Origin of the sequence: Pseudorhodoferax sp. LjRoot39, from assembly GCF_964253035.1 — a bacterium.
Lineage (GTDB): Bacteria > Pseudomonadota > Gammaproteobacteria > Burkholderiales > Burkholderiaceae_C > Pseudorhodoferax.
On record NZ_CAXUQL020000001.1, the window covers coordinates 2,079,440 to 2,097,289 of the forward strand.

General features: G+C 70.8%; 16 protein-coding genes. 14 read left to right on the forward strand and 2 right to left on the reverse strand.

Annotation, left to right across the window (positions count from 1 at the left end; translation table 11 throughout):
• Window positions 1–70: 70 nt before the first annotated feature.
• The 6 genes from ACSQ4M_RS09890 to ACSQ4M_RS09915 all read left to right on the forward strand — a co-directional run bounded on the left by ACSQ4M_RS09890 (window position 71) and on the right by ACSQ4M_RS09915 (window position 5,655).
• Entirely contained in the window at window positions 71–1,483 is a 1,413-nt protein-coding gene (locus ACSQ4M_RS09890; RefSeq protein WP_436189398.1) for a PLP-dependent aminotransferase family protein, read from the forward strand.
• Window positions 1,484–1,547: 64 nt separating this feature from the next.
• Window positions 1,548–2,249, forward strand: coding sequence for a 2OG-Fe(II) oxygenase (locus ACSQ4M_RS09895; RefSeq protein WP_436189399.1), 702 nt, complete (start codon window positions 1,548–1,550; stop codon window positions 2,247–2,249).
• Between the two features lie 69 nt (window positions 2,250–2,318).
• On the forward strand, window positions 2,319–3,392 hold the full coding sequence (ada, locus tag ACSQ4M_RS09900) for a bifunctional DNA-binding transcriptional regulator/O6-methylguanine-DNA methyltransferase Ada (RefSeq protein ID WP_436189400.1): 1,074 nt from the start codon (window positions 2,319–2,321) through the stop codon (window positions 3,390–3,392).
• Window positions 3,385–3,996, forward strand: a complete 612-nt coding sequence (locus ACSQ4M_RS09905; protein ID WP_436189401.1) for a 2OG-Fe(II) oxygenase — start codon at window positions 3,385–3,387, stop codon at window positions 3,994–3,996. Before ada ends, ACSQ4M_RS09905 begins: the two co-directional genes overlap by 8 nt.
• A gap of 64 nt (window positions 3,997–4,060) precedes the next feature.
• Window positions 4,061–4,291, forward strand: a complete 231-nt coding sequence (locus ACSQ4M_RS09910) for a hypothetical protein (protein WP_436189402.1) — start codon at window positions 4,061–4,063, stop codon at window positions 4,289–4,291.
• Complete coding sequence (locus ACSQ4M_RS09915; RefSeq protein ID WP_436189403.1) at window positions 4,288–5,655, forward strand: MATE family efflux transporter; 1,368 nt, start codon at window positions 4,288–4,290, stop codon at window positions 5,653–5,655. Before ACSQ4M_RS09910 ends, ACSQ4M_RS09915 begins: the two co-directional genes overlap by 4 nt.
• Here the strand turns inward: ACSQ4M_RS09915 and ACSQ4M_RS09920 are convergent, their stop codons facing one another.
• Complete coding sequence (locus ACSQ4M_RS09920) at window positions 5,656–6,552, reverse strand: LysR family transcriptional regulator (RefSeq protein WP_436189404.1); 897 nt, start codon at window positions 6,550–6,552, stop codon at window positions 5,656–5,658.
• A gap of 106 nt (window positions 6,553–6,658) precedes the next feature.
• On the opposite strand from ACSQ4M_RS09920, the gene ACSQ4M_RS09925 reads away from it, so the two are divergent.
• Window positions 6,659–8,146 (forward strand): nucleobase:cation symporter-2 family protein, encoded by a 1,488-nt coding sequence (locus ACSQ4M_RS09925; protein ID WP_436189405.1) that lies wholly within the window; start codon window positions 6,659–6,661, stop codon window positions 8,144–8,146.
• A 59-nt stretch (window positions 8,147–8,205) separates the two neighbouring features.
• Here the strand turns inward: ACSQ4M_RS09925 and ACSQ4M_RS09930 are convergent, their stop codons facing one another.
• Window positions 8,206–8,595, reverse strand: coding sequence for a RidA family protein (locus ACSQ4M_RS09930; protein ID WP_436189406.1), 390 nt, complete (start codon window positions 8,593–8,595; stop codon window positions 8,206–8,208).
• Between the two features lie 161 nt (window positions 8,596–8,756).
• Here ACSQ4M_RS09930 and ACSQ4M_RS09935 point away from each other — a divergent pair, with 161 nt between their 5' ends.
• The 7 genes from ACSQ4M_RS09935 to ACSQ4M_RS09965 all read left to right on the forward strand — a co-directional run bounded on the left by ACSQ4M_RS09935 (window position 8,757) and on the right by ACSQ4M_RS09965 (window position 17,848).
• On the forward strand, window positions 8,757–10,310 hold the full coding sequence (locus ACSQ4M_RS09935) for an ABC transporter substrate-binding protein (protein WP_436189407.1): 1,554 nt from the start codon (window positions 8,757–8,759) through the stop codon (window positions 10,308–10,310).
• A 33-nt stretch (window positions 10,311–10,343) separates the two neighbouring features.
• Window positions 10,344–11,285 carry an ABC transporter permease gene (locus tag ACSQ4M_RS09940; RefSeq protein WP_436189408.1) on the forward strand — a complete coding sequence of 314 codons (942 nt, stop codon included), beginning with the start codon at window positions 10,344–10,346 and terminating at the stop codon, window positions 11,283–11,285.
• A 3-nt stretch (window positions 11,286–11,288) separates the two neighbouring features.
• Window positions 11,289–12,122, forward strand: coding sequence for an ABC transporter permease (locus tag ACSQ4M_RS09945; RefSeq protein ID WP_436189409.1), 834 nt, complete (start codon window positions 11,289–11,291; stop codon window positions 12,120–12,122).
• Window positions 12,123–12,124: 2 nt separating this feature from the next.
• Window positions 12,125–14,017 (forward strand): dipeptide ABC transporter ATP-binding protein, encoded by a 1,893-nt coding sequence (locus ACSQ4M_RS09950; protein ID WP_436189410.1) that lies wholly within the window; start codon window positions 12,125–12,127, stop codon window positions 14,015–14,017.
• 198 nt (window positions 14,018–14,215) lie between these two features.
• Window positions 14,216–15,490 (forward strand): amino acid deaminase, encoded by a 1,275-nt coding sequence (locus ACSQ4M_RS09955; protein ID WP_436189411.1) that lies wholly within the window; start codon window positions 14,216–14,218, stop codon window positions 15,488–15,490.
• On the forward strand, window positions 15,490–16,395 hold the full coding sequence (locus ACSQ4M_RS09960; RefSeq protein ID WP_436189412.1) for a MurR/RpiR family transcriptional regulator: 906 nt from the start codon (window positions 15,490–15,492) through the stop codon (window positions 16,393–16,395). The genes ACSQ4M_RS09955 and ACSQ4M_RS09960 overlap by 1 nt, the downstream gene beginning before the upstream one ends.
• A complete protein-coding gene (locus ACSQ4M_RS09965) occupies window positions 16,376–17,848 on the forward strand; it encodes an N-acyl-D-amino-acid deacylase family protein (RefSeq protein ID WP_436193988.1) in 1,473 nt (490 codons plus the stop codon). The genes ACSQ4M_RS09960 and ACSQ4M_RS09965 overlap by 20 nt, the downstream gene beginning before the upstream one ends.
• Window positions 17,849–17,850 lie beyond the last annotated feature (2 nt).

A 17,850-nucleotide genomic window follows, 5' to 3' on the forward strand; every position in this document is an offset into this window, starting at 1 on the left:
CAGTTCGGCCATTCTGTAGCGCTACTGTATTGTTCGACAAGCCGATACATCTGCCCACAGGACAACCCCCATGCTCATGCGCACCGCCTCGCAGTCGCTGACCGAACAGCTGGCTGCGCATTTCGCCGAACGCATCGGCGACCGGCTGCTGGCCGCCGGCACGCGCCTGCCCTCGGTGCGCCAGTGCGCCGAGCAGCACGGCGTGAGCCCGGCCACAGTGGTGGCGGCGTACGACCGGCTGCTGGCCCAGGGCCTGGTGGAGGCGCGGCGCAACCGCGGCTTCTTCGTGCGCGAGCAGCGCGCGGCGCCGCCGGCCGCCGCGGCGACCAGCCCCTCACTGGCCGCCGCGCCGGCCTGGCGCCGCCAGGTCGACGCCGCGGCGCTGCTGCGCGGCATGTTCCAGAGCGGGAGCCAGCTGCCGCAGCCGGGCATCGGCGTGTTCCCGGTCGATTGGCTGGCCGGCGACATCGTGGCCGCGGGCGTGCGCCGGGTCACGGCGGGGCAGGGGCTCAAGGCCTTGTCGCTGCAGTACGGCGATCCGTCCGGCGATCCGGCGCTGCGGCGGGCGCTGTCGCACAAGCTGGCCGACCTCAGCGTGCCGGCCGCGCCCGAGCAGATCGTCACCACCGTGGGTGCCACGCATGCGCTGGACCTCGTGAGCCGCACGCTGCTGCGCGCCGGCGACCATGTGATGGTGGAGGAACCCGGCTGGGCCATCGAGTTTGCGCGGCTGCAGGCGCTGGGCGCCGTGATCCTGCCCGTGCCGCGGCGTGCCGACGGGCCCGACATCGAGGTCATGGCGCGCTATTGCGAGGCCCATGCGCCCAAGCTGTTCGTCAGCGTGAGCGTGCTGCACAACCCCACGGGCTACTGCCTGACACCCGGCGGCGCGCACCGCGTGCTGACCCTGGCCAATGCGCACGACTTCCACATCGTCGAGGACGACACCTACAGCCACCTGGCGCCCGACCACGCCACGCGGCTGTGTGCGCTCGACGGGCTGCAGCGCACGGTCTACGTGAGCGGCTTCGCCAAGATCCTGGCGCCGGGCTGGCGTGTGGGCTACCTGGCCGCACCGACCGACCTGGTCGAGCGCCTGCGCGACACCAAGATGCTGACGACGTTGACCACCCCGGCGTTGCTGGAGCAGGCCATGGCCTGGTGCATCGAACAGGGCCAGCTGCGCCGCCATGCGCAGCGCGTGCGCACGCGGCTGGACCAGGCCCGTGCGCGCAGCGTCAAGCTCGCCCGGGCGGCTGGCTGCCGCTTCGTCAGCGAGCCGGCCGGCCTGTTCGGCTGGGTCGACACCGGTGTGGACACGGAGGCGCTGGCCCTGCGCATGCTGGACGAGGGTTACCTGCTCGCGCCCGGCGCGCTGTTCCACGCCGGCCGCAAGCCCGGCACGCTGATGCGCATCAACTTCGCGACCACGCAGGCGCAGGCCTTCTGGAAGGTGTTCGAGCGCGTGCGCGGGGCGATGTAGCGGGCTGGAATTCGGACGCAAGGAGCGGGGTGCAGGCGCCGGCCGGCTGTCCTAGAGTGGGCCCATGCAGATCTCGCTCCTGGACGAATCCGCCAGCGACCTGGCCGCCGCGCTCGACGCCGAAGGCCATGCCGTGCTGCCCGGCCTGCTGGCGCCCGCGCAGTGCGAGGCCCTGGCCGCGCTGTACCCGCAGGACGCGCTGTACCGCAGCACCGTGGTCATGGCGCGCCACGGCTTCGGCCGCGGCGAGTACCGCTACTTCGCCTACCCGCTGCCGCCCCTGCTGGCGCAACTGCGCGGGGCGCTGTACCCGCAGCTGGTGCCCATCGCGAACCGCTGGAACCAGCGGCTCGGCAGGGCGCTGCGCTACCCCGCGACGCTGGAGGCGTTCCTCGCGCGCTGCCACCGCGCCGGTCAGACGCGGCCCACGCCGCTGATCCTGCAGTACGGCACGGGCGACTACAACTGCCTGCACCAAGACCTTTACGGCGAGCACGTGTTCCCGCTGCAGGTGGCGATCCTGCTGTCGCGGCCCGGGGTGGATTTCTCGGGCGGCGAGTTCGTGGTGACCGAGAGCCGGCCGGGTGTCCAGCACGCCCATGTGGTGCCACTGGCCCAGGGCGATGCGGTGGTTTTCGCCGTGCACCAGCGGCCGGGCGTGGGCCCCTCGGGCCGCATGCGCCGGCTGGAGATGCGCCACGGCGTGAGCCGGCTGCTGGGTGGGCTGCGCCACACGGTCGGCCTGATCTTCCACGACGCGGCCTGAGTTGCAGCGCAAGAACCGGAGTGCTTGCGCTGGAACTGCGCCGCACACTGCAGGCCACAGGAGACCCCCATGCAGACCACCATCCCGAACGCTTACGACAACGACGACGCGCGCTGGGCCGCCGTGCAGGCGCGCGACGCGCGCGCCGACGGCAGCTTCGTTTACGGCGTGAAGACCACGGGCGTGTTCTGCCGGCCCAGCGCATCGGCCCGCCTGCCCCGTCGCGAGAACGTGGAGTTCTTCGCGAGCGCGCAGGCGGCCGAGGCCGCGGGCTACCGCCCGAGTCGCCGCCCAGCGGCCGACCGCAGCGCGCTGGCAGAACAGCGCGCCACGCTGATCGCCCAGGCCTGCCGGCGCATCGAGGCCGCGGAGCTGTCACCCTCGCTGGACGTGCTGGCGGACGAGGCGGGCATGAGCGCCTTCCACTTCCACCGCGTGTTCAAGGCGGGGACCGGGCTCACGCCCAAGGCCTATGCCACGGCCTTCCGCGCGCGCCGGTTGCGCGAGGAGCTGGCTGCCAGCGAGGCCTCGGTCACGCAGGCCATCTACGGGGCCGGCTTCAACTCCAACAGCCGCTTCTACGCGGCCTCGCAGGCGCTGCTGGGCATGCATGCGCGCGACTACCGGGCTGGCGGTCCCAACATGCGCATCCGCTTCGCGGTGGGCCAGTGCGCGCTGGGTGCGATCCTGGTCGCGCAGAGCCAGCGGGGTGTCTGCGCCATCCTGCTCGGCGACGACGCGGAGCAACTCGTGCGCGACCTGCAGGACCAGTTCCCCAAGGCGCAGCTGCTCGGCGGCGATGCCGGCTTCGAGCAGCTCGTGGCCCAGGTCGTGGGCTTCGTCGAGGCGCCGGCGCTGGGCCTGAACCTGCCGCTGGACGTGCAGGGCACGGCCTTCCAGGAACGGGTGTGGCAGGCGCTGCGCGAGATCCCGCCCGGCGCCACCGTCAGCTATGCCGAGGTGGCCGCGCGCATCGGCCAGCCCAAGGCGGTGCGCGCCGTGGCCCAGGCCTGCGGCGCGAACCGGCTCGCGGTCGCGATCCCCTGCCACCGCGTGGTGCGGCACAGCGGCGAGCTGTCGGGCTACCGCTGGGGCGTGGAGCGCAAGCGTGCGCTGCTGCTGCGCGAGGCCGAGGGTGGTTGAGACGCTGCGCGCGCGTGTCGCGGGGCTGGACTGGGCGGACATCGCGGCGCAACTGGACGCCGAGGGCTGTGCCGTGCTGTCCGGCCTGCTGGATGCGGCGCAGGTCCGCGCCCTGGCCGCGCTGTGCGAGCGGCCAGGGCCCTGGCCCGGCTGGGTCGCGGCGCTGCAAGCATCGCTCCATGCCCGGCTGTTGCCTGTCGCCAATGCCTGGAACGCGCGCCTGGCGCGGCCGCTGCGCCATCCGGCCGCGCTGGTGCGCGGCGAAGGCCCGCGGCCGCAGTGCCTGCAGGCTGGCGAAGACCTGCCGCTGCAGCACGGCAGCGATGGCCCGCTGGCGTTTCCCTTGCAGCTGAACATCCTGCTCGGCACACCTGGCGAAGACTTCACGGGCGGCGCCCTGGTGCTGACCGAGCAGCGCCCGCGCATGCAGTCGCGGCCCATGGTGCTGCCGCTGCGCTGCGGCGACATCGCGCTGTTCGCCGTGGCCGAGCGTCCCCATGCCGGCACGCGCGGCGACTACACCGTGCGGCTGCGCCACGGCATCGCGCGCGTGCGTTCGGGCCGGCGGCTCGGGCTGGAGCTGCGCCTCGACGAGGCTGGCTGAACGCGTTGAAGTGTTTTACCCGGGTGTAATTGACGATGTGTTTTTACCCGGGTAATATGGCAGCATGGCTTCCGATCCCATTTCTCCCGAACCGGCCGAGTCCGCGCTCACGGCCTTCCTGGGCCACCGCCGCATCGGCCAGGGCGCGCGCGCCGCCGTCACGCGTGCGGCCCGGCGCGCGCTGTTCCGTGGCGACCAGGCCGGCTTCGATACCGCGGCCGCGGCTTGGCCGCCCGATGCGCTGGCCCATGGCCGCCAGCTGGCCGAAGGCGCCTTCGGCGGCGTGCAACCGTGACGGCGCCGGCTGCGCCTGCCGGCGCGCGCCCGCTGTGGCGCCGCTTCCTGGTCTTCCTCGGGCCCATGGTCCTGGGCAACGTGCTGCAAGGCCTGCAGGGCACGCTCAACGGCATCTTCGTGGGTCAGATGCTGGGCACCCATGCGCTGGCGGCCACGGCCGGCATGTTCCCGGTCGTGTTCTTCCTGGTGTCGCTCATCATCGGCGTCGGCGCGGGCGGGTCCATCCTGATCGGCCAGGCCTGGGGGGCGCGCGAGGTGCACAAGGTGCGCCACATCGCGGGCAACGCGCTGCTCGCCGGCCTGGCCGTCGGCCTGCTCGCGGCCGTGCTGGGCGGCGTGTTCGCCGAGCCCGTGCTGCGCGCGCTGCGCACGCCGCCCGAGGTGCTGGCCGATGCCGTGCTCTACGCGCGCACGCTGATGCTGGCCATGCCGGGGCTGCTGCTGTTCATCCTGTTCTCGCAGCTGCTGCGCGGCGTGGGCGACACCTTCTCGCCCATGGTGGCCATGCTGTTGTCCACGGCGCTGTCGTGCCTGCTGACGCCCGCGCTGATCCGCGGCTGGGCCGGCCTGCCACAGCTGGGCCTGGTCAGCGCAGCCGTGGCCACGGTGGCCTCCTATGTCGTGGCGCTGGCCTGGCTGGCCTGGTATCTGCGGCGGCGCCAGCACCCGCTGGCCCTCGGCATGCCGCTGCTGCGCGAGATGCGGCCGCACGGCCCCACCTTGCGGCTCATGCTGCGCATCGGCATGCCGGCCGGCCTGCAGATGATCGTGGTCTCGCTGGCCGAGATCGTGCTGCTGGCGCTCGTCAACGGCCATGGCCCCGACGCCGTGGCGGCCTACGGTGCCGTGAACCAGATCGTCAACTACGTGCAGTTTCCTGCCATGTCGATCGCGATCACGGCGTCCATCCTCAGCGCGCAGGCCATCGGCGCGGGCCGGGCCGAGCGCCTGGGCGCGATCACGCGCACGGCCATGGGGCTCAACCTCCTCATCACGGGCGCGCTGGTGCTGCTGGGCTATGCCTTGTCGGAGCGCTTGCTCGCGCTGTTCATCACGCAGCCCGCCGTCATCGCGCTGGCGCAGTCGCTGCTGCACATCCTGCTGTGGAGCCTGCTGCTGTACGGCTGGGCCAGCGTGCTGGGCGGCGTGATGCGCGCCTCGGGCACGGTCATGGTGCCCATGCTGATCGGCGTGGGGAGCATCGCGTTGGTCGAACTGCCCGTGGCCTACGGGCTGTCCGGGCCGTTCGGCCTGCGAGGGGTGTGGATCAGCTACCCGGTCACCTTCGCGGCCATGCTCGCGCTCAACGCGGCCTACTTCCAGTGGGTCTGGCGCAAGCGCGCGGTGGTGCGGCTGGTCTGATCAGGCCTGTGCGGCGGGCGCGCCCAGCAGCAGGTCCTTGAACGCCGCGACGGCCGGCGCCAGCGTGTTGCCCGGCGCGCGCAGCAGCGTCATGGTGCGCGCGATCTGCGGCCGGCCGACGGCGCGCACCTCCAGGCCATGCCACTGCGCGAGCGGCCGCAGCGCCATGGTCACGACGGCGATGCCCAGGCCCTCGCGGGCCAGCCCCATCATGGTCCAGGGCAGGGCGATCTCGTAGGCGTAGTTCAGCGCGATGCCGCGCTCGGCCAGCTTGTCCTCGAGCAGCTGGCGAACCGGGTTGCCGGCCAGGTAGCCGATGACCGGCTCGCGTGCCACCTGGGTCCACTCCAGCGTGCGGCGCGCCGCCAGGGGATGGGCGGGCGGCATCACGGCGACGAAGGCGTCGGACACCATCGCGGTGCTGACCAGGTCCAGCCGTGCATCGGTCTGGGTCGCGATGCCCAGATCGGCGGCGCCGCTGCGCACCAGGGCGTGCACCTCGTGCTCGGGCACGTCGTGCAGCACCACGCGCACGCCAGGGTGGGTGGCCTTGAAGGCCCGGATCACGGGCGGCAGCAGCAGCGAGCACTGCACGTTGGGCGCGGCCACCGTGACGCGGCCGCGCAGCAGGCTGCCGATGTCGCGCGCCTGCGCGAACAGGTTCTCCCAGTCCGCGGCCAGCCGGCGCGCCGTGGGCAGCAGCGCGGCGCCGGCCTCGGTCAGGCGGCAGGAGCGCGTGTGGCGGTCGAACAGCCGCGTGCCGAGCTGCTTTTCCAGCTTGGCCAGTGCGGCGCTGAGCGAGGACTGCGACATGCCCAGCCGCTCCGCGGCCTGTGTGAAATGGCCGCTCTCGGCCAGCGTGGTGAAGACGTGCAGTTCGTTGAGCGAGGCTTTCATCGCGAAACCCGATGGATTTATCGGATTGTGCGGCTTCTCCGTTTGGCAACCCGGCCCTATTCTTGCTGGGGATTTCCGAGTCCGCCAACGTTGAAGAGGCCTGCCCATGTCTTCCGTCCCTTCGCCCTCCGTCCACCCGGTCGACGCGCAGCTGCCCATGGGCAAGCTCACCGCGCTGGGCCTGCAGCACGTGCTGGTGATGTATGCCGGCGCCGTCGCCGTGCCGCTGATCGTGGGCCGTGCGCTCAAGCTCAGCCCCGACGAGGTGGCCCTGCTGATCTCGGCCGACCTGTTCTGCTGCGGCATCGCCACGCTGATCCAGTCGCTGGGTGCCACGCGCTGGTTCGGCGTCAAGCTGCCGGTCATGATGGGCGTGACCTTCGCATCCGTCGCGCCCATGGTCGCCATCGCCAACGCGAACCCGGGCGCGGCCGGCGCGCAGCTGCTGTTCGGTTCCATCATCGGTGCCGGCATCGTCTCCATCCTGATCGCGCCGCTGATCAGCCGCATGCTGCGCTTCTTCCCGCCGGTGGTCACCGGCACCATCATCGCGGTGATCGGCATCACGCTGATGCGCGTGGGCATCAACTGGATCTTCGGCAACCCGGTCGGGCCGACGGCGCCCAGCATCGTCGACCCGGCCAATGCGAAGTGGCTGGCCGACGTCACGTCGCCGGGTTCGGCACTGCCGCCTGCTCCCAAGGGTCTGGCCCTGCTGCCCACCGTGCCCAACCCGCGCTACGCCGAGCTCACGGGCGTGGGCATCTCGGCCCTGGTACTGGTCTCCATCCTGCTGATCGTGAAGTACGCCAAGGGCTTCGTGGCCAACATCTCGGTACTGCTGGGCATCGTCATCGGCGGCATCGCCGCCACCGCCTTGGGGCTCATGACCTTCGAGAAGGTAGGCAAGGCGCCCTGGGTCGACGTGGTGCTGCCCTTCCACTTCGGCATGCCGCAGTTCGACCCGCTGCTGATCCTGACGATGACGCTGGTGATGATCGTGGTGATGATCGAGTCCACCGGCATGTTCCTGGCGCTGGGCGAGATGACCGAGCGCAAGGTCAGCCAGGAGACGCTGGCGCGGGGCCTGCGCACCGACGGCCTGGGCACGCTGATCGGTGGCATCTTCAACACCTTCCCCTACACCAGCTTCTCGCAGAACGTGGGCCTGGTGGCCGTGACCGGCGTCAAGAGCCGCTATGTCTGCGTCGCTGGCGGCGTGATCCTGATCGTGCTGGGCCTCCTGCCCAAGATGGCGGCGCTCGTGGAATCGCTGCCCACCGTGGTGCTGGGCGGCGCCGGCATCGTGATGTTCGGCATGGTGCTGGCCACCGGCATCCGCATCCTGGGCGGCGTGGACTTCAAGGGCAACCGCCACAACGCGATGATCGTGGCCGTGTCCATCGGCATCGGCATGATTCCGCTGCTGGCGCCCAACTTCAAGCAGTGGATGCCGCACGGCCTGCATGCGCTGATCGAGTCGGGCATCCTGCTGACCTCGATCGCGGCCGTGCTGCTCAACGTGTTCCTCAACGGCGCCAGGCACGACGAAGCGGCCGCCATCGCCGCAGCCAAGCAGGCCGAGGCCCACTGACCCCCAGCCCTGGCGCCTGGCTTCAACAGGCGCCGCGGACTGCGGACCCCGGAGGGCGTTCAGCCCTTGGGCTTGTACGCGATCACGTCGATCTCGACCTTGGCATCGACCATCAGCCGCGCCTCGGTCGTCGAGCGCGCCGGCTTGCCGTTCGGGAAGTACTCCAGGTAGATGCGGTTGAACGCGCCGAAGTCGCGCGCGTCGTGCAGCCAGCAGTTGCACTTGCAGACATCGTCCAGCGTCGCACCGGCCAGCGCCAGCGCGGCCTTCAGGTTCTCCATGACCTGGCGCGTCTGCGCCTCGATGCCGCCCACGACGATCTCGCCCTGCGCATTGCCGGGCACCTGGCCCGACACATAGATGAAGTCGCCGGCGCGCACGGCGGGCGAGAACGGACGGACCTGGCGGTCGGAGGCGGCGGGCGGGTTGCCCAGGTATTCGAGTGGCATGGATGAACGCTCCTGTGAAAAGTGGAGAAAGTTTATTTCAGATTAACAGCCTGGATGCCGGGAAAACCCTGGTGCGGAACTTGCAAACCTCGCGCAAAGTTCGTTTGTCTGAAATTTACTTTCACACTTCCGGTGCATCCGGACCCCACAGGAGAGCCTCGATGAGCATGACCCCCACCCTCAGCCGCCGCAATCTGGTGCACGCCGCCGCGGCCCTGGCGCTGCTGCTGCCGGCCGCCCAGCAGGCCCTGGCGCAGGCGCCGCGCGCGCACGCCACGCTGGCCATGGTGGCCGAGCCGCAGACGCTGGACCCGATGGCCAGCACGGCCGACCTGGTGGGCACCATCATGCAGCACGTCTACGAGACGCTCTACACCTTCGACGCCCAATGGAAGGTGGTGCCCATGCTGGCCGAGGCCGCGCCGAAGATCTCGGCCGACGGCAAGGTCTACACCATCGCGCTGCGCAAGGACGTGCAGTTGCACAACGGCCGCGCTTTGAGCGCCGACGACGTGGTGGCCAGCCTGCAGCGCTGGGTGGAGCAGGCGCCGCGCGGCAAGGCAGTCGGCAAGCAGCTGGCCCACATCCAGGCCAAGGGGCCGGGCACGGTGGAGATCGCGCTGACCGCGCCCTATGCGCCGCTCCTGGCCCAGTTGGCGCTGCCCAGCGGCATGGCGGCCATCATGGCCAAGGAGTCCATCGCCACGCCACTCAAGGACTTCGTGGGCACCGGCCCTTACAAGTTCAAGGAGCGCCGGCCCGACCAGTATCTGCTGCTGGAGCGCTTCGCCCAATACGCTGCGCGCAAGGAACCGGCCAGCGGCTATGGCGGCAAGCGCGAGGCGCTGATCGGCGAACTGCGCTTCGTGCCCGTGCCCAATGCCAACACCCGCGTGGAAGGCGCACTGGCCGGCCAGTACGACTTCGCCGACCTGCTGCCCACGGAGGCCCTGAGCCGCCTGGAAAAGGCCGCCGGCAAGACCGTGCCCGTGCTCACGCCGTCCTTCGGCTTCCCCTACCTGGTGCTCAACACCAAGGAAGGCGTGCTGGCCAAGCAGCCGCTGCGCCAGGCCCTGCAGACCGCGCTGGGCGAGGGCGAGATGCTGGCCGCCGGCTTCGGCGACACGCGCTTCTTCACGGTGGAGGGCAACCACTTCCCCAAGGGTTCGCCGTTCTATTCCACGGCCGGCACCGACCAGTACAACCAGCGCAACGCGGCCAAGGCCAAGGAACTTGCGGCCAAGGCCGGCTACAAGGGCGAACCCATCCGCGTGCTGACCAGCCGCCAGTACGACTTCCACTACAACATGGCGCTCTTGATGGCCGAGCAGCTCAAGCGCGCCGGCTTCAAGGCCGACCTCAACGTGGTCGACTGGGCCACGCTGGTGCAGCGCCGCAACGACGCCAAGCTCTGGGACATCTACGTCACCCATTCGGGCCAGTTCCCCGAGCCCATGCTGTCGCCGCCGCAACTGGGCGACGGCGCGCCGGGCTGGTGGGAGACGCCCGCCAAGCAGGCCGCGCTGGCCGCCTTCAACGCCGAGACCGACCCGGCCAAGCGCGGCGCGCTGTGGGGCAAGGTGCAGCAACTGGTCTACGACGAGGTGCCCTACATCAACGTCGGCAAGTTCAGCGGCCTGTCGGCACGCAGCCCGGCGCTGGAGAACTACCAGCCTGCGACCTGGCCGTTCTTCTGGAACGCCCGGATCAAGTAAGCGGCAGAGCCAGGAACCGCGAAGGAGCCGGTCATGCACCGTTTCATCCTCTCCAAGGCTGCTGGCATGCTGGCCGTGCTGGCCATCGTCGCCGTGCTTGTCTTCATCCTGACGCGCGCCGCCTCGGGCGACCCCGTGGCCGTGCTGCTGGGCGAGCAGGCCACGGCCGCCGACATCGCCCGCGTGCAGCAGCAGTACGGGCTGGACAAGCCCTTGCCCGTGCAGTTCGGCTACTGGCTGCGCGAGGTGCTGCAGGGCAACCTGGGTGATTCCATCTTCCTGCAGCAGCCCGTCACCCAGGCCCTGGCGCAGCGCGCCGAACCCACGGCCCTGCTCACGCTGATGGCCGTGGGCCTGGCCGCGCTGATCGGCATCCCCTGCGGCATCGTCTCGGCCGTGTTCCGCGGCAAGGCGGTGGACCAGGTCTTCACGGGCGTGGCCATGCTGGGCGCCAGCGTGCCCAGCTTCTGGCTCGGCATCGTGCTGATCCAGATCTTCGCCGTGAAGATGGGCTGGTTCCCGGTCTCGGGCTACGGCGACCCGGGTGCACCGCTGGCAGAGCGTCTGCACGCGCTGGTGCTGCCGGCCGTGGTGCTGGGCCTGCTCAACTCGGCGCTGATCACGCGCTTCACGCGGGCCTCCATGCTCGACGTGCTGGGCGAGGACTACGTGCGCACCGCGCGCGCCAAGGGCCTCTCGGAGGGCATCGTCGTGCTCAAGCACGCGCTGCGCAACGCCATGGTGCCCATCGTCACGGTGGTGGGCCTGACCACCGCGCTCATGATCGGCGGCGCCGTCGTGACCGAGACCGTGTTCGGCCTGCCCGGCGTGGGCAACCTCGTGGTCAACGCCGTGCTGCGGCGCGATTACCCCGTGATCCAGGGCGCGTTGCTGGTCATCGCGGCGATCTATGTGTTCATCAACTTCGCGATCGACATGCTCTATGCGGTCGTCGATCCACGGGTCAAGGTGTAAGCCATGAAAGCCGTCCTCACCCGCCTGTTCCGCCGCCGCATCGTGCTGCTGTCGGCCATCGTGCTGGCCGCCATCGTGGTGCTCGCCCTGGGCGCTTCCGTATTCGCCAGCGCCGACCCCAACGACACGGCCGTGCTCGAACGCCTCAAGGCCCCCAGCGCCGAGCACCTGCTGGGCACCGACGAACTGGGCCGCGACCTCTACGCCCGCGTGGTGCACGGCGCGCGCTACTCGCTGTCCATCGCCGCGATGACGGCCGTGGGCTCCGTGGTGCTCGGCACCTTCGTGGGTCTGATCGCCGGCTTCTTCCGCCGGCTGGACACGCCCATCATGCGTGTGGTCGACGCCATGATGTCCTTCCCCGACATCCTGCTGGCCATCGCGCTGGTCGCCATCCTCGGTGCCTCGCTGACCAACGTGGTGCTGGCCCTGGTGCTGGTCTACACGCCGCGTGTGGCACGCGTGGTGCGGGCCTCCACGCTGGTGGTGCGCGAGCTGCTGTTCGTGGAGGCGGCCCGTGCCATCGGTGCGCGCACGCCACACATCCTGTGGCACCACGTGCTGCCCAACCTGCTCTCGCCGATCCTGGTGCAGGGCTCGTTCATCTTCGCCTACGCCATCCTGGCCGAGGCCGGCCTGTCCTTCCTGGGCGTGGGCGTGCCACCCGAGATCCCGACCTGGGGCACCATGGTCGCGGGCAGCCAGCAGTACGCCGAGCGCGCGTTCTGGGTCGTGCTGTTCCCGGGCCTGGCCATCATCCTGACCGCACTGTCGTTGCAACTGCTGGGCGACGGCGTGCGCGACATGCTCGATCCCAAACTCAAGAAGGCGGCATGACCATGGACGCTACTGTCACCCTGGAGCGCCGCAACGCCGCGCTGAACATGCCCGACAGCCGTGTGCTGTCCGTCGACGGTCTCAGCGTGCGCTTTCGGACGCCCGAGCGCACGGTCGATGCCGTGCGCAACCTGGCCTTCGACGTGGACCGTGGCCGCACCCTGGCCATCGTCGGCGAATCGGGCTCGGGCAAGTCCGTCACCTCGCTGGCGCTGATGCGGCTGATCGAGTACGGCGGCGGCCAGATCGCCGGCGGCAGCGCCATGTTGCGCCGGCGCAACGGCCAAGTGCTGGACCTCATGCAGGCCGACAAGGCGCAGATGCGCGCCGTGCGCGGCGCCGACATCGCGATGATCTTCCAGGAGCCCATGACCTCCCTGAACCCGGTGTTCACGGTCGGCGAGCAGATCGCCGAATCCGTGCGCACCCACCAGGGCATGGACCGTGCGGCCGCCAGCGCCGAGGCGCTGCGCATGCTGGAACTGGTGCGCATCCCCGAGGCGCGCAACGTGCTGGGCCGGTACCCGCACCAGCTCTCGGGCGGCATGCGCCAGCGCGTGATGATCGCGATGGCGCTGTCGTGCAAGCCGCAGCTGCTGATCGCCGACGAGCCCACCACGGCGCTGGACGTGACGATCCAGGCGCAGATCCTGCGGCTGATCCGCCAGCTGCAGGAAGACATGGACATGGGCGTGATCTTCATCACGCACGACATGGGCGTGGTGGCTGAGGTGGCCGACCGCGTGCTCGTGATGTTCCGCGGCGACCGCGTGGAGGAGGGCACGACCGACGACGTGTTCGCGCGCCCCAAGCATGCCTACACGCGGGCGCTGCTGTCGGCCGTGCCGCGCCTGGGCGCCATGCAGGGCACGGACCTGCCGCGGCCCTTCGAGCTGTTGCAGGTCGACGGCGCGCCGGCGCCCGAGCCGGCGCTGCTGACCGACACCCGCACGCCGGGCGCCGCGCCCGTGCTGCGCGTGAAGAACCTGGTCACACGCTTCGACCTCAAGAACGGCATGTTCGGCAAGGCCACGCGCCGCGTGCACGCGGTCGAGCAGGTCAACTTCGACCTGCACCCCGGTGAGACGCTGGCCGTGGTCGGCGAGTCGGGCTGCGGCAAGTCGACCACGGGCCGCTCGCTGCTGCGCCTGGTGGAAAGCCAGGGCGGCGCCATCGAGTTCGGCGGCCGCAACATCCTGGAGCTGCCGGTGAACCAGGTGCAGGCGCTGCGGCGCGACATCCAGTTCATCTTCCAGGACCCGTTCGCCTCGCTGGACCCGCGCAAGACCGTGGGCTTCTCGCTGGCCGAGCCGCTCATGGTCCACAAGATCGGCACGTTGGCTGAGCGCGAGGCCAAGGTGCAGTGGCTCTTGCAGAAGGTACAGCTGCCACCCGAGGCCGCGCAGCGCCACCCGCACGAGTTCTCGGGCGGCCAGCGCCAGCGCATTGCCATCGCCCGCGCCTTGGCACTGGAGCCCAAGGTCATCGTGGCCGACGAATCGGTCTCGGCGCTGGACGTCTCCATCCAGGCCCAGATCGTCAACCTCATGATGCAGCTGCAGCGCGAGATGGGCGTGGCCATTTTGTTCATCTCGCACGACATGGCCGTGGTCGAGCGCATCAGCCACCGCGTGGCCGTGATGTTCCTGGGCCAGATCGTGGAGATCGGCCCGCGCCGGGCGGTGTTCGAGAATCCGCAGCACGCCTACACGCGGCGCTTGATGGCGGCCGTGCCCGTGGCCGACCCGCAGCGCCGGCACGCCAAGCGTGCGCTGATCGAAGGCGAGATTCCGAGCCCCATCCGCGCCGTGGGCGACGAGCCGGTGGTGCAGCCGCTGGTGGAGGTCGGGCGGGGGCATTTCGTGGCGCGGCATCCGATTGCTGGAGGGTTTTGAGATGAGACTCTGCGCGGTGCCGTGGCGCGAGGCCCCCGCCGACGGCGTACTCTGCTCCGGGAATGTCCCCCGCCGAGGGCCGCAGGCGGCCCGGGGCTCCTCCTTTATTTCCCTGCGCAGAGCACACCATCGGCGTGGTCCGGAACCGTCGCGTCGCATGAGCTTGCACGCGCAACCTGTGCACTGATGAAATCGACCATGACAACCGACCCCATCCTCGACACCCGCTACAAGGGCTTCCCCCGCACCTCGCCGCCGCTCGCGCGCAGCGCCATCGGCCAGGCGGGCTGGCATGTGCTGGACGGAAAACTGCCGCTGCCGCTGGCCGTCATCAAGCGCAGCGCGCTTGCCCACAACCTGGCCTGGATGCAGGCCTTCGTGCGCGAACGCGGCATCGAGCTCGCCCCGCACGGCAAGACCACCATGTCGCCCGAACTGTTCTCGCGCCAGCTGGCCGCGGGTGCCTGGGGCCTGACCTTCGCCACCGTGACCCAACTGGCCGTGGGCGTGGCGGCGGGCGCGCGCCGCACGCTGATCGCCAACCAGGTCGTGACCGACGACGACCTGGCCGGCATCCAGGCGCTGCTGGCCGCGCACGCCGGCCTGCGCGTGGCCTTCCTGGTCGATTCGCTGGCCCAGCTCGCGTTGATCGAACAGTGGTTCGCCGCCCACCCGGGCAGCCAGCCCTTCGAGGTGATGCTGGAGATCGGTGTGCCAGGCGCCCGCACGGGCTGCCGCACGCAGGACGAGGCCGCCACGTTGGCCCGCGCGCTGAAAGCCGGCACGGCGGTGTGCCTGGCCGGAATCGAGTGCTATGAAGGCGGCGGCGCCACGGGCCGCAGCGATGCGGACGCGGCCTATTGCAACGCACTGATGGCCCGCGTGGACGCCATCGCCCGGCTCTGCGCCGACGAAGACCTGTTCGAGAACGACGAGGTGCTGCTCTCGGCCGGCGGCTCGGCCATCTTCGACCTCGTGGCCGACCGGTTGACGCCCGCGCTGGGCCGGCCCGTGCGCGGCCTGTTGCGCTCGGGCTGCTACGTGACGCACGACCACGGCAACTACAAGCGCCTGCTGGCCTCGGTGGCCGAGCGCTGCGGCTGCACCGAAACCCTGCTGCCCGCGCTCGAAGTCTGGGCCGCCGTGCAGTCGCGCCCCGAGCCCGGCCTGGCCATCCTGACCTGCGGCCGGCGCGACATCTCCTACGACCTGGAGATGCCCATCCCGTTCGCGCGCGCGCCGCGCGGCGTGCTGGCGCCGCAATCCATCCCCGCCAGCTGGACCATCTCGGCCCTCAACGACCAGCACGCCTACCTGCGCTGGGACGCCGCCGACGAGGCAACCGCCCCGGTCGTCGGCGAACGCATCGGACTGGGCATTTCGCACCCCTGCACCACCTTCGACAAATGGCACTGGATGCCCATCGTCGAGGACGACTACCGTGTGACGGATGCCGTCACGCTGCACTTCTGATGAACACCACGCCCTCCTTGCTCGAACGCATCGCGCTGGCCCGCGAGGCGGCGCCGGCCACGCGCCGCGCCATCCTGCAGGCCATGCTCGAAGACCCCGACCGCACGCTGGAGGAGAGCTTCGAGCAGCTGGCCGAGCGCAGCGGCAGCTCGGTACCCACCATCATGCGCACCTGCCGCGACCTGGGCTTTGCCGGCCTGCGCGAGTTCAAGCTCGCGCTGGCGCAGGAGCTCGCGCTGGGCGGCTCGCCGCTGCACCGGCGCGTGAACATCGCCGACGCCGCCGACGAGGTGGTCGGCAAGATCGCGCGCAGCGCCGCGGCCTCGGTGGCCGGCGTGCGCAACCAGCTCGACATGGACGTGCTGCAGGCCGCGGTGGATGCCATCGCCGGCGCCACGCACATCGACATCGTCGGCGCGGGCAACACCTCGTGGTTCATGGCGACCGACCTGCAGGCCCGGCTGTTCCGCCTGGGCCTGTCGGCCACGGCCTGGGCCGACTACCACCTGCAGCAGGTGGCGGCCGGCGCGCAGAAGGCCGGTGGCGTGGTCATCGCCATCACGCACGTGGGCGGCATGCCCAGCCTGCTCGACGCGGTGGACATCGCGCGTGCCCAGGGCGCCAAGGTGGTGGCCATCACGCGGCCCGGCACGCCGCTGGCTGCGCGCGCCGACTGGCTGCTGGGCCTGACCGTGCCCGACGACGCGGTGATGCACGTGGGCATCGACGCCTACCTCGTGCACCTGACGCTGATCGAGGTGCTGACGGTGCTGGTCGCCCAGCGCGTGGGCGAGCCCGCCGTGCGCCGGCTGCGCGGTGTGCGCGAGGCGCTGCAGCGCCATGGCGTGGACGTGCGGACCCATCCGCTGCAGAGCTGGGATGGCGATGGAGTGCAACGTGGCTGAATCCACCCTGTTCGAGAACGGCCTCATCGTCGACGGCTCGGGCGGCCCGTCGTGGACCGGCGACCTGCTGCTCGTGGGCGGCCGCATCGCCGCGTTGGGCGCAGGCCTGCGCCAGCGCCTGCCGGCCGGCCTGGACATCGCCGACGTGGCGGTGGTGGATTGCAGTGGCCAGGCCATCGCGCCCGGCTTCATCGACTGCCACACGCACGACGACGCCATCGTGCTGCGCACCCCCGAGTACCTGGCCAAGCTGTCGCAAGGCATCACCACCGTGGTCACGGGCAACTGCGGCATCTCGCTGACGCCGTACGCCACGGCGCAGGCCAGGCCGCCGTTGACCCTGCTGGGCGCCGACTCCTTCCGTTACGCCACGCTGGCGGCCTACCGCGACGCCGTGGCCGCCGCGCGGCCCGCGCTCAACGTGGCCGCGCTGATCGGCCACACCACGCTGCGCTTCGCGGCCATGGACGATCTCACGCGGGCTGCCACGACCGAGGAACGCGCCACCATGGCAGCGCTGCTCGACGCGGCCATGGCCGATGGCGCGCTGGGCCTGTCGTCCGGCCTGTTCTACGAGGAGGCGTTCGCGGCGCCGGCCGACGAAGTGACGGACCTGGCCCGCGTCGTCGCGCGCCACGGCGGCGTCTACGCCACGCATTTGCGCAGCGAGATGCAAACGATCCTGGAGGCCATGCACGAGGCGGGGGACTGCGCCTTCGCGGCCGGCGTGCCGCTCGTGCTCTCGCACCACAAGTGCGCGGGTCCCACGCAGTGGGGCCGCACGCGCGAGACGCTGCCGCTGATCGACCAACTGGCGAAGCGGCAGGACGTGGCGCTGGACGTCTATCCCTATGTCGCCGGCTCCACCGTGCTGCGCGAAGACCTGGTCGACGGCGTCATCGACGTGCTGCTGACCTGGAGCGACACCCACCCCGAGTTCACGGGCCGCCTCGTGGCCGACATCGCGGCCGAGTGGGGCGTGGACCAGAAGGCCGCCGCGCGCCGGCTCATGCCGGGTGGCGCCTGCTACTTCCAGATGCGCGAGGACGACGTGGAGCGCGTGATCGCCCATCCGCTGGCCATGGTCGGCAGCGATGGCCTGCCACACGACCGGCACCCGCACCCGCGGCTGTGGGGCGCGTTCCCGCGCGTGTTCGCGCGCTACTGGCGCGGCCGCGGGCTGTTCACACTCGAGCAGACCGTGCACAAGATGACCGGCATGACGGCGAAGAACTTCCGCCTTGCAGGCCGCGGCCTCTTGCGCGTGGGCCATGCGGGCGACGTGGTGGTGTTCGACCCCGCGCGCATCGCCGACATGGCGACCTACGACAAGCCGGTGCAGGCCAGCGTGGGCGTGGTGGCGGTCTACGTGAACGGGCGCTGCGCCTACCGCGAGGGCGCGCTGGAGGTGCTGGCGCGCGAGGGCCGAATGCTCGCGCGCGGCCTGGCTTAGGC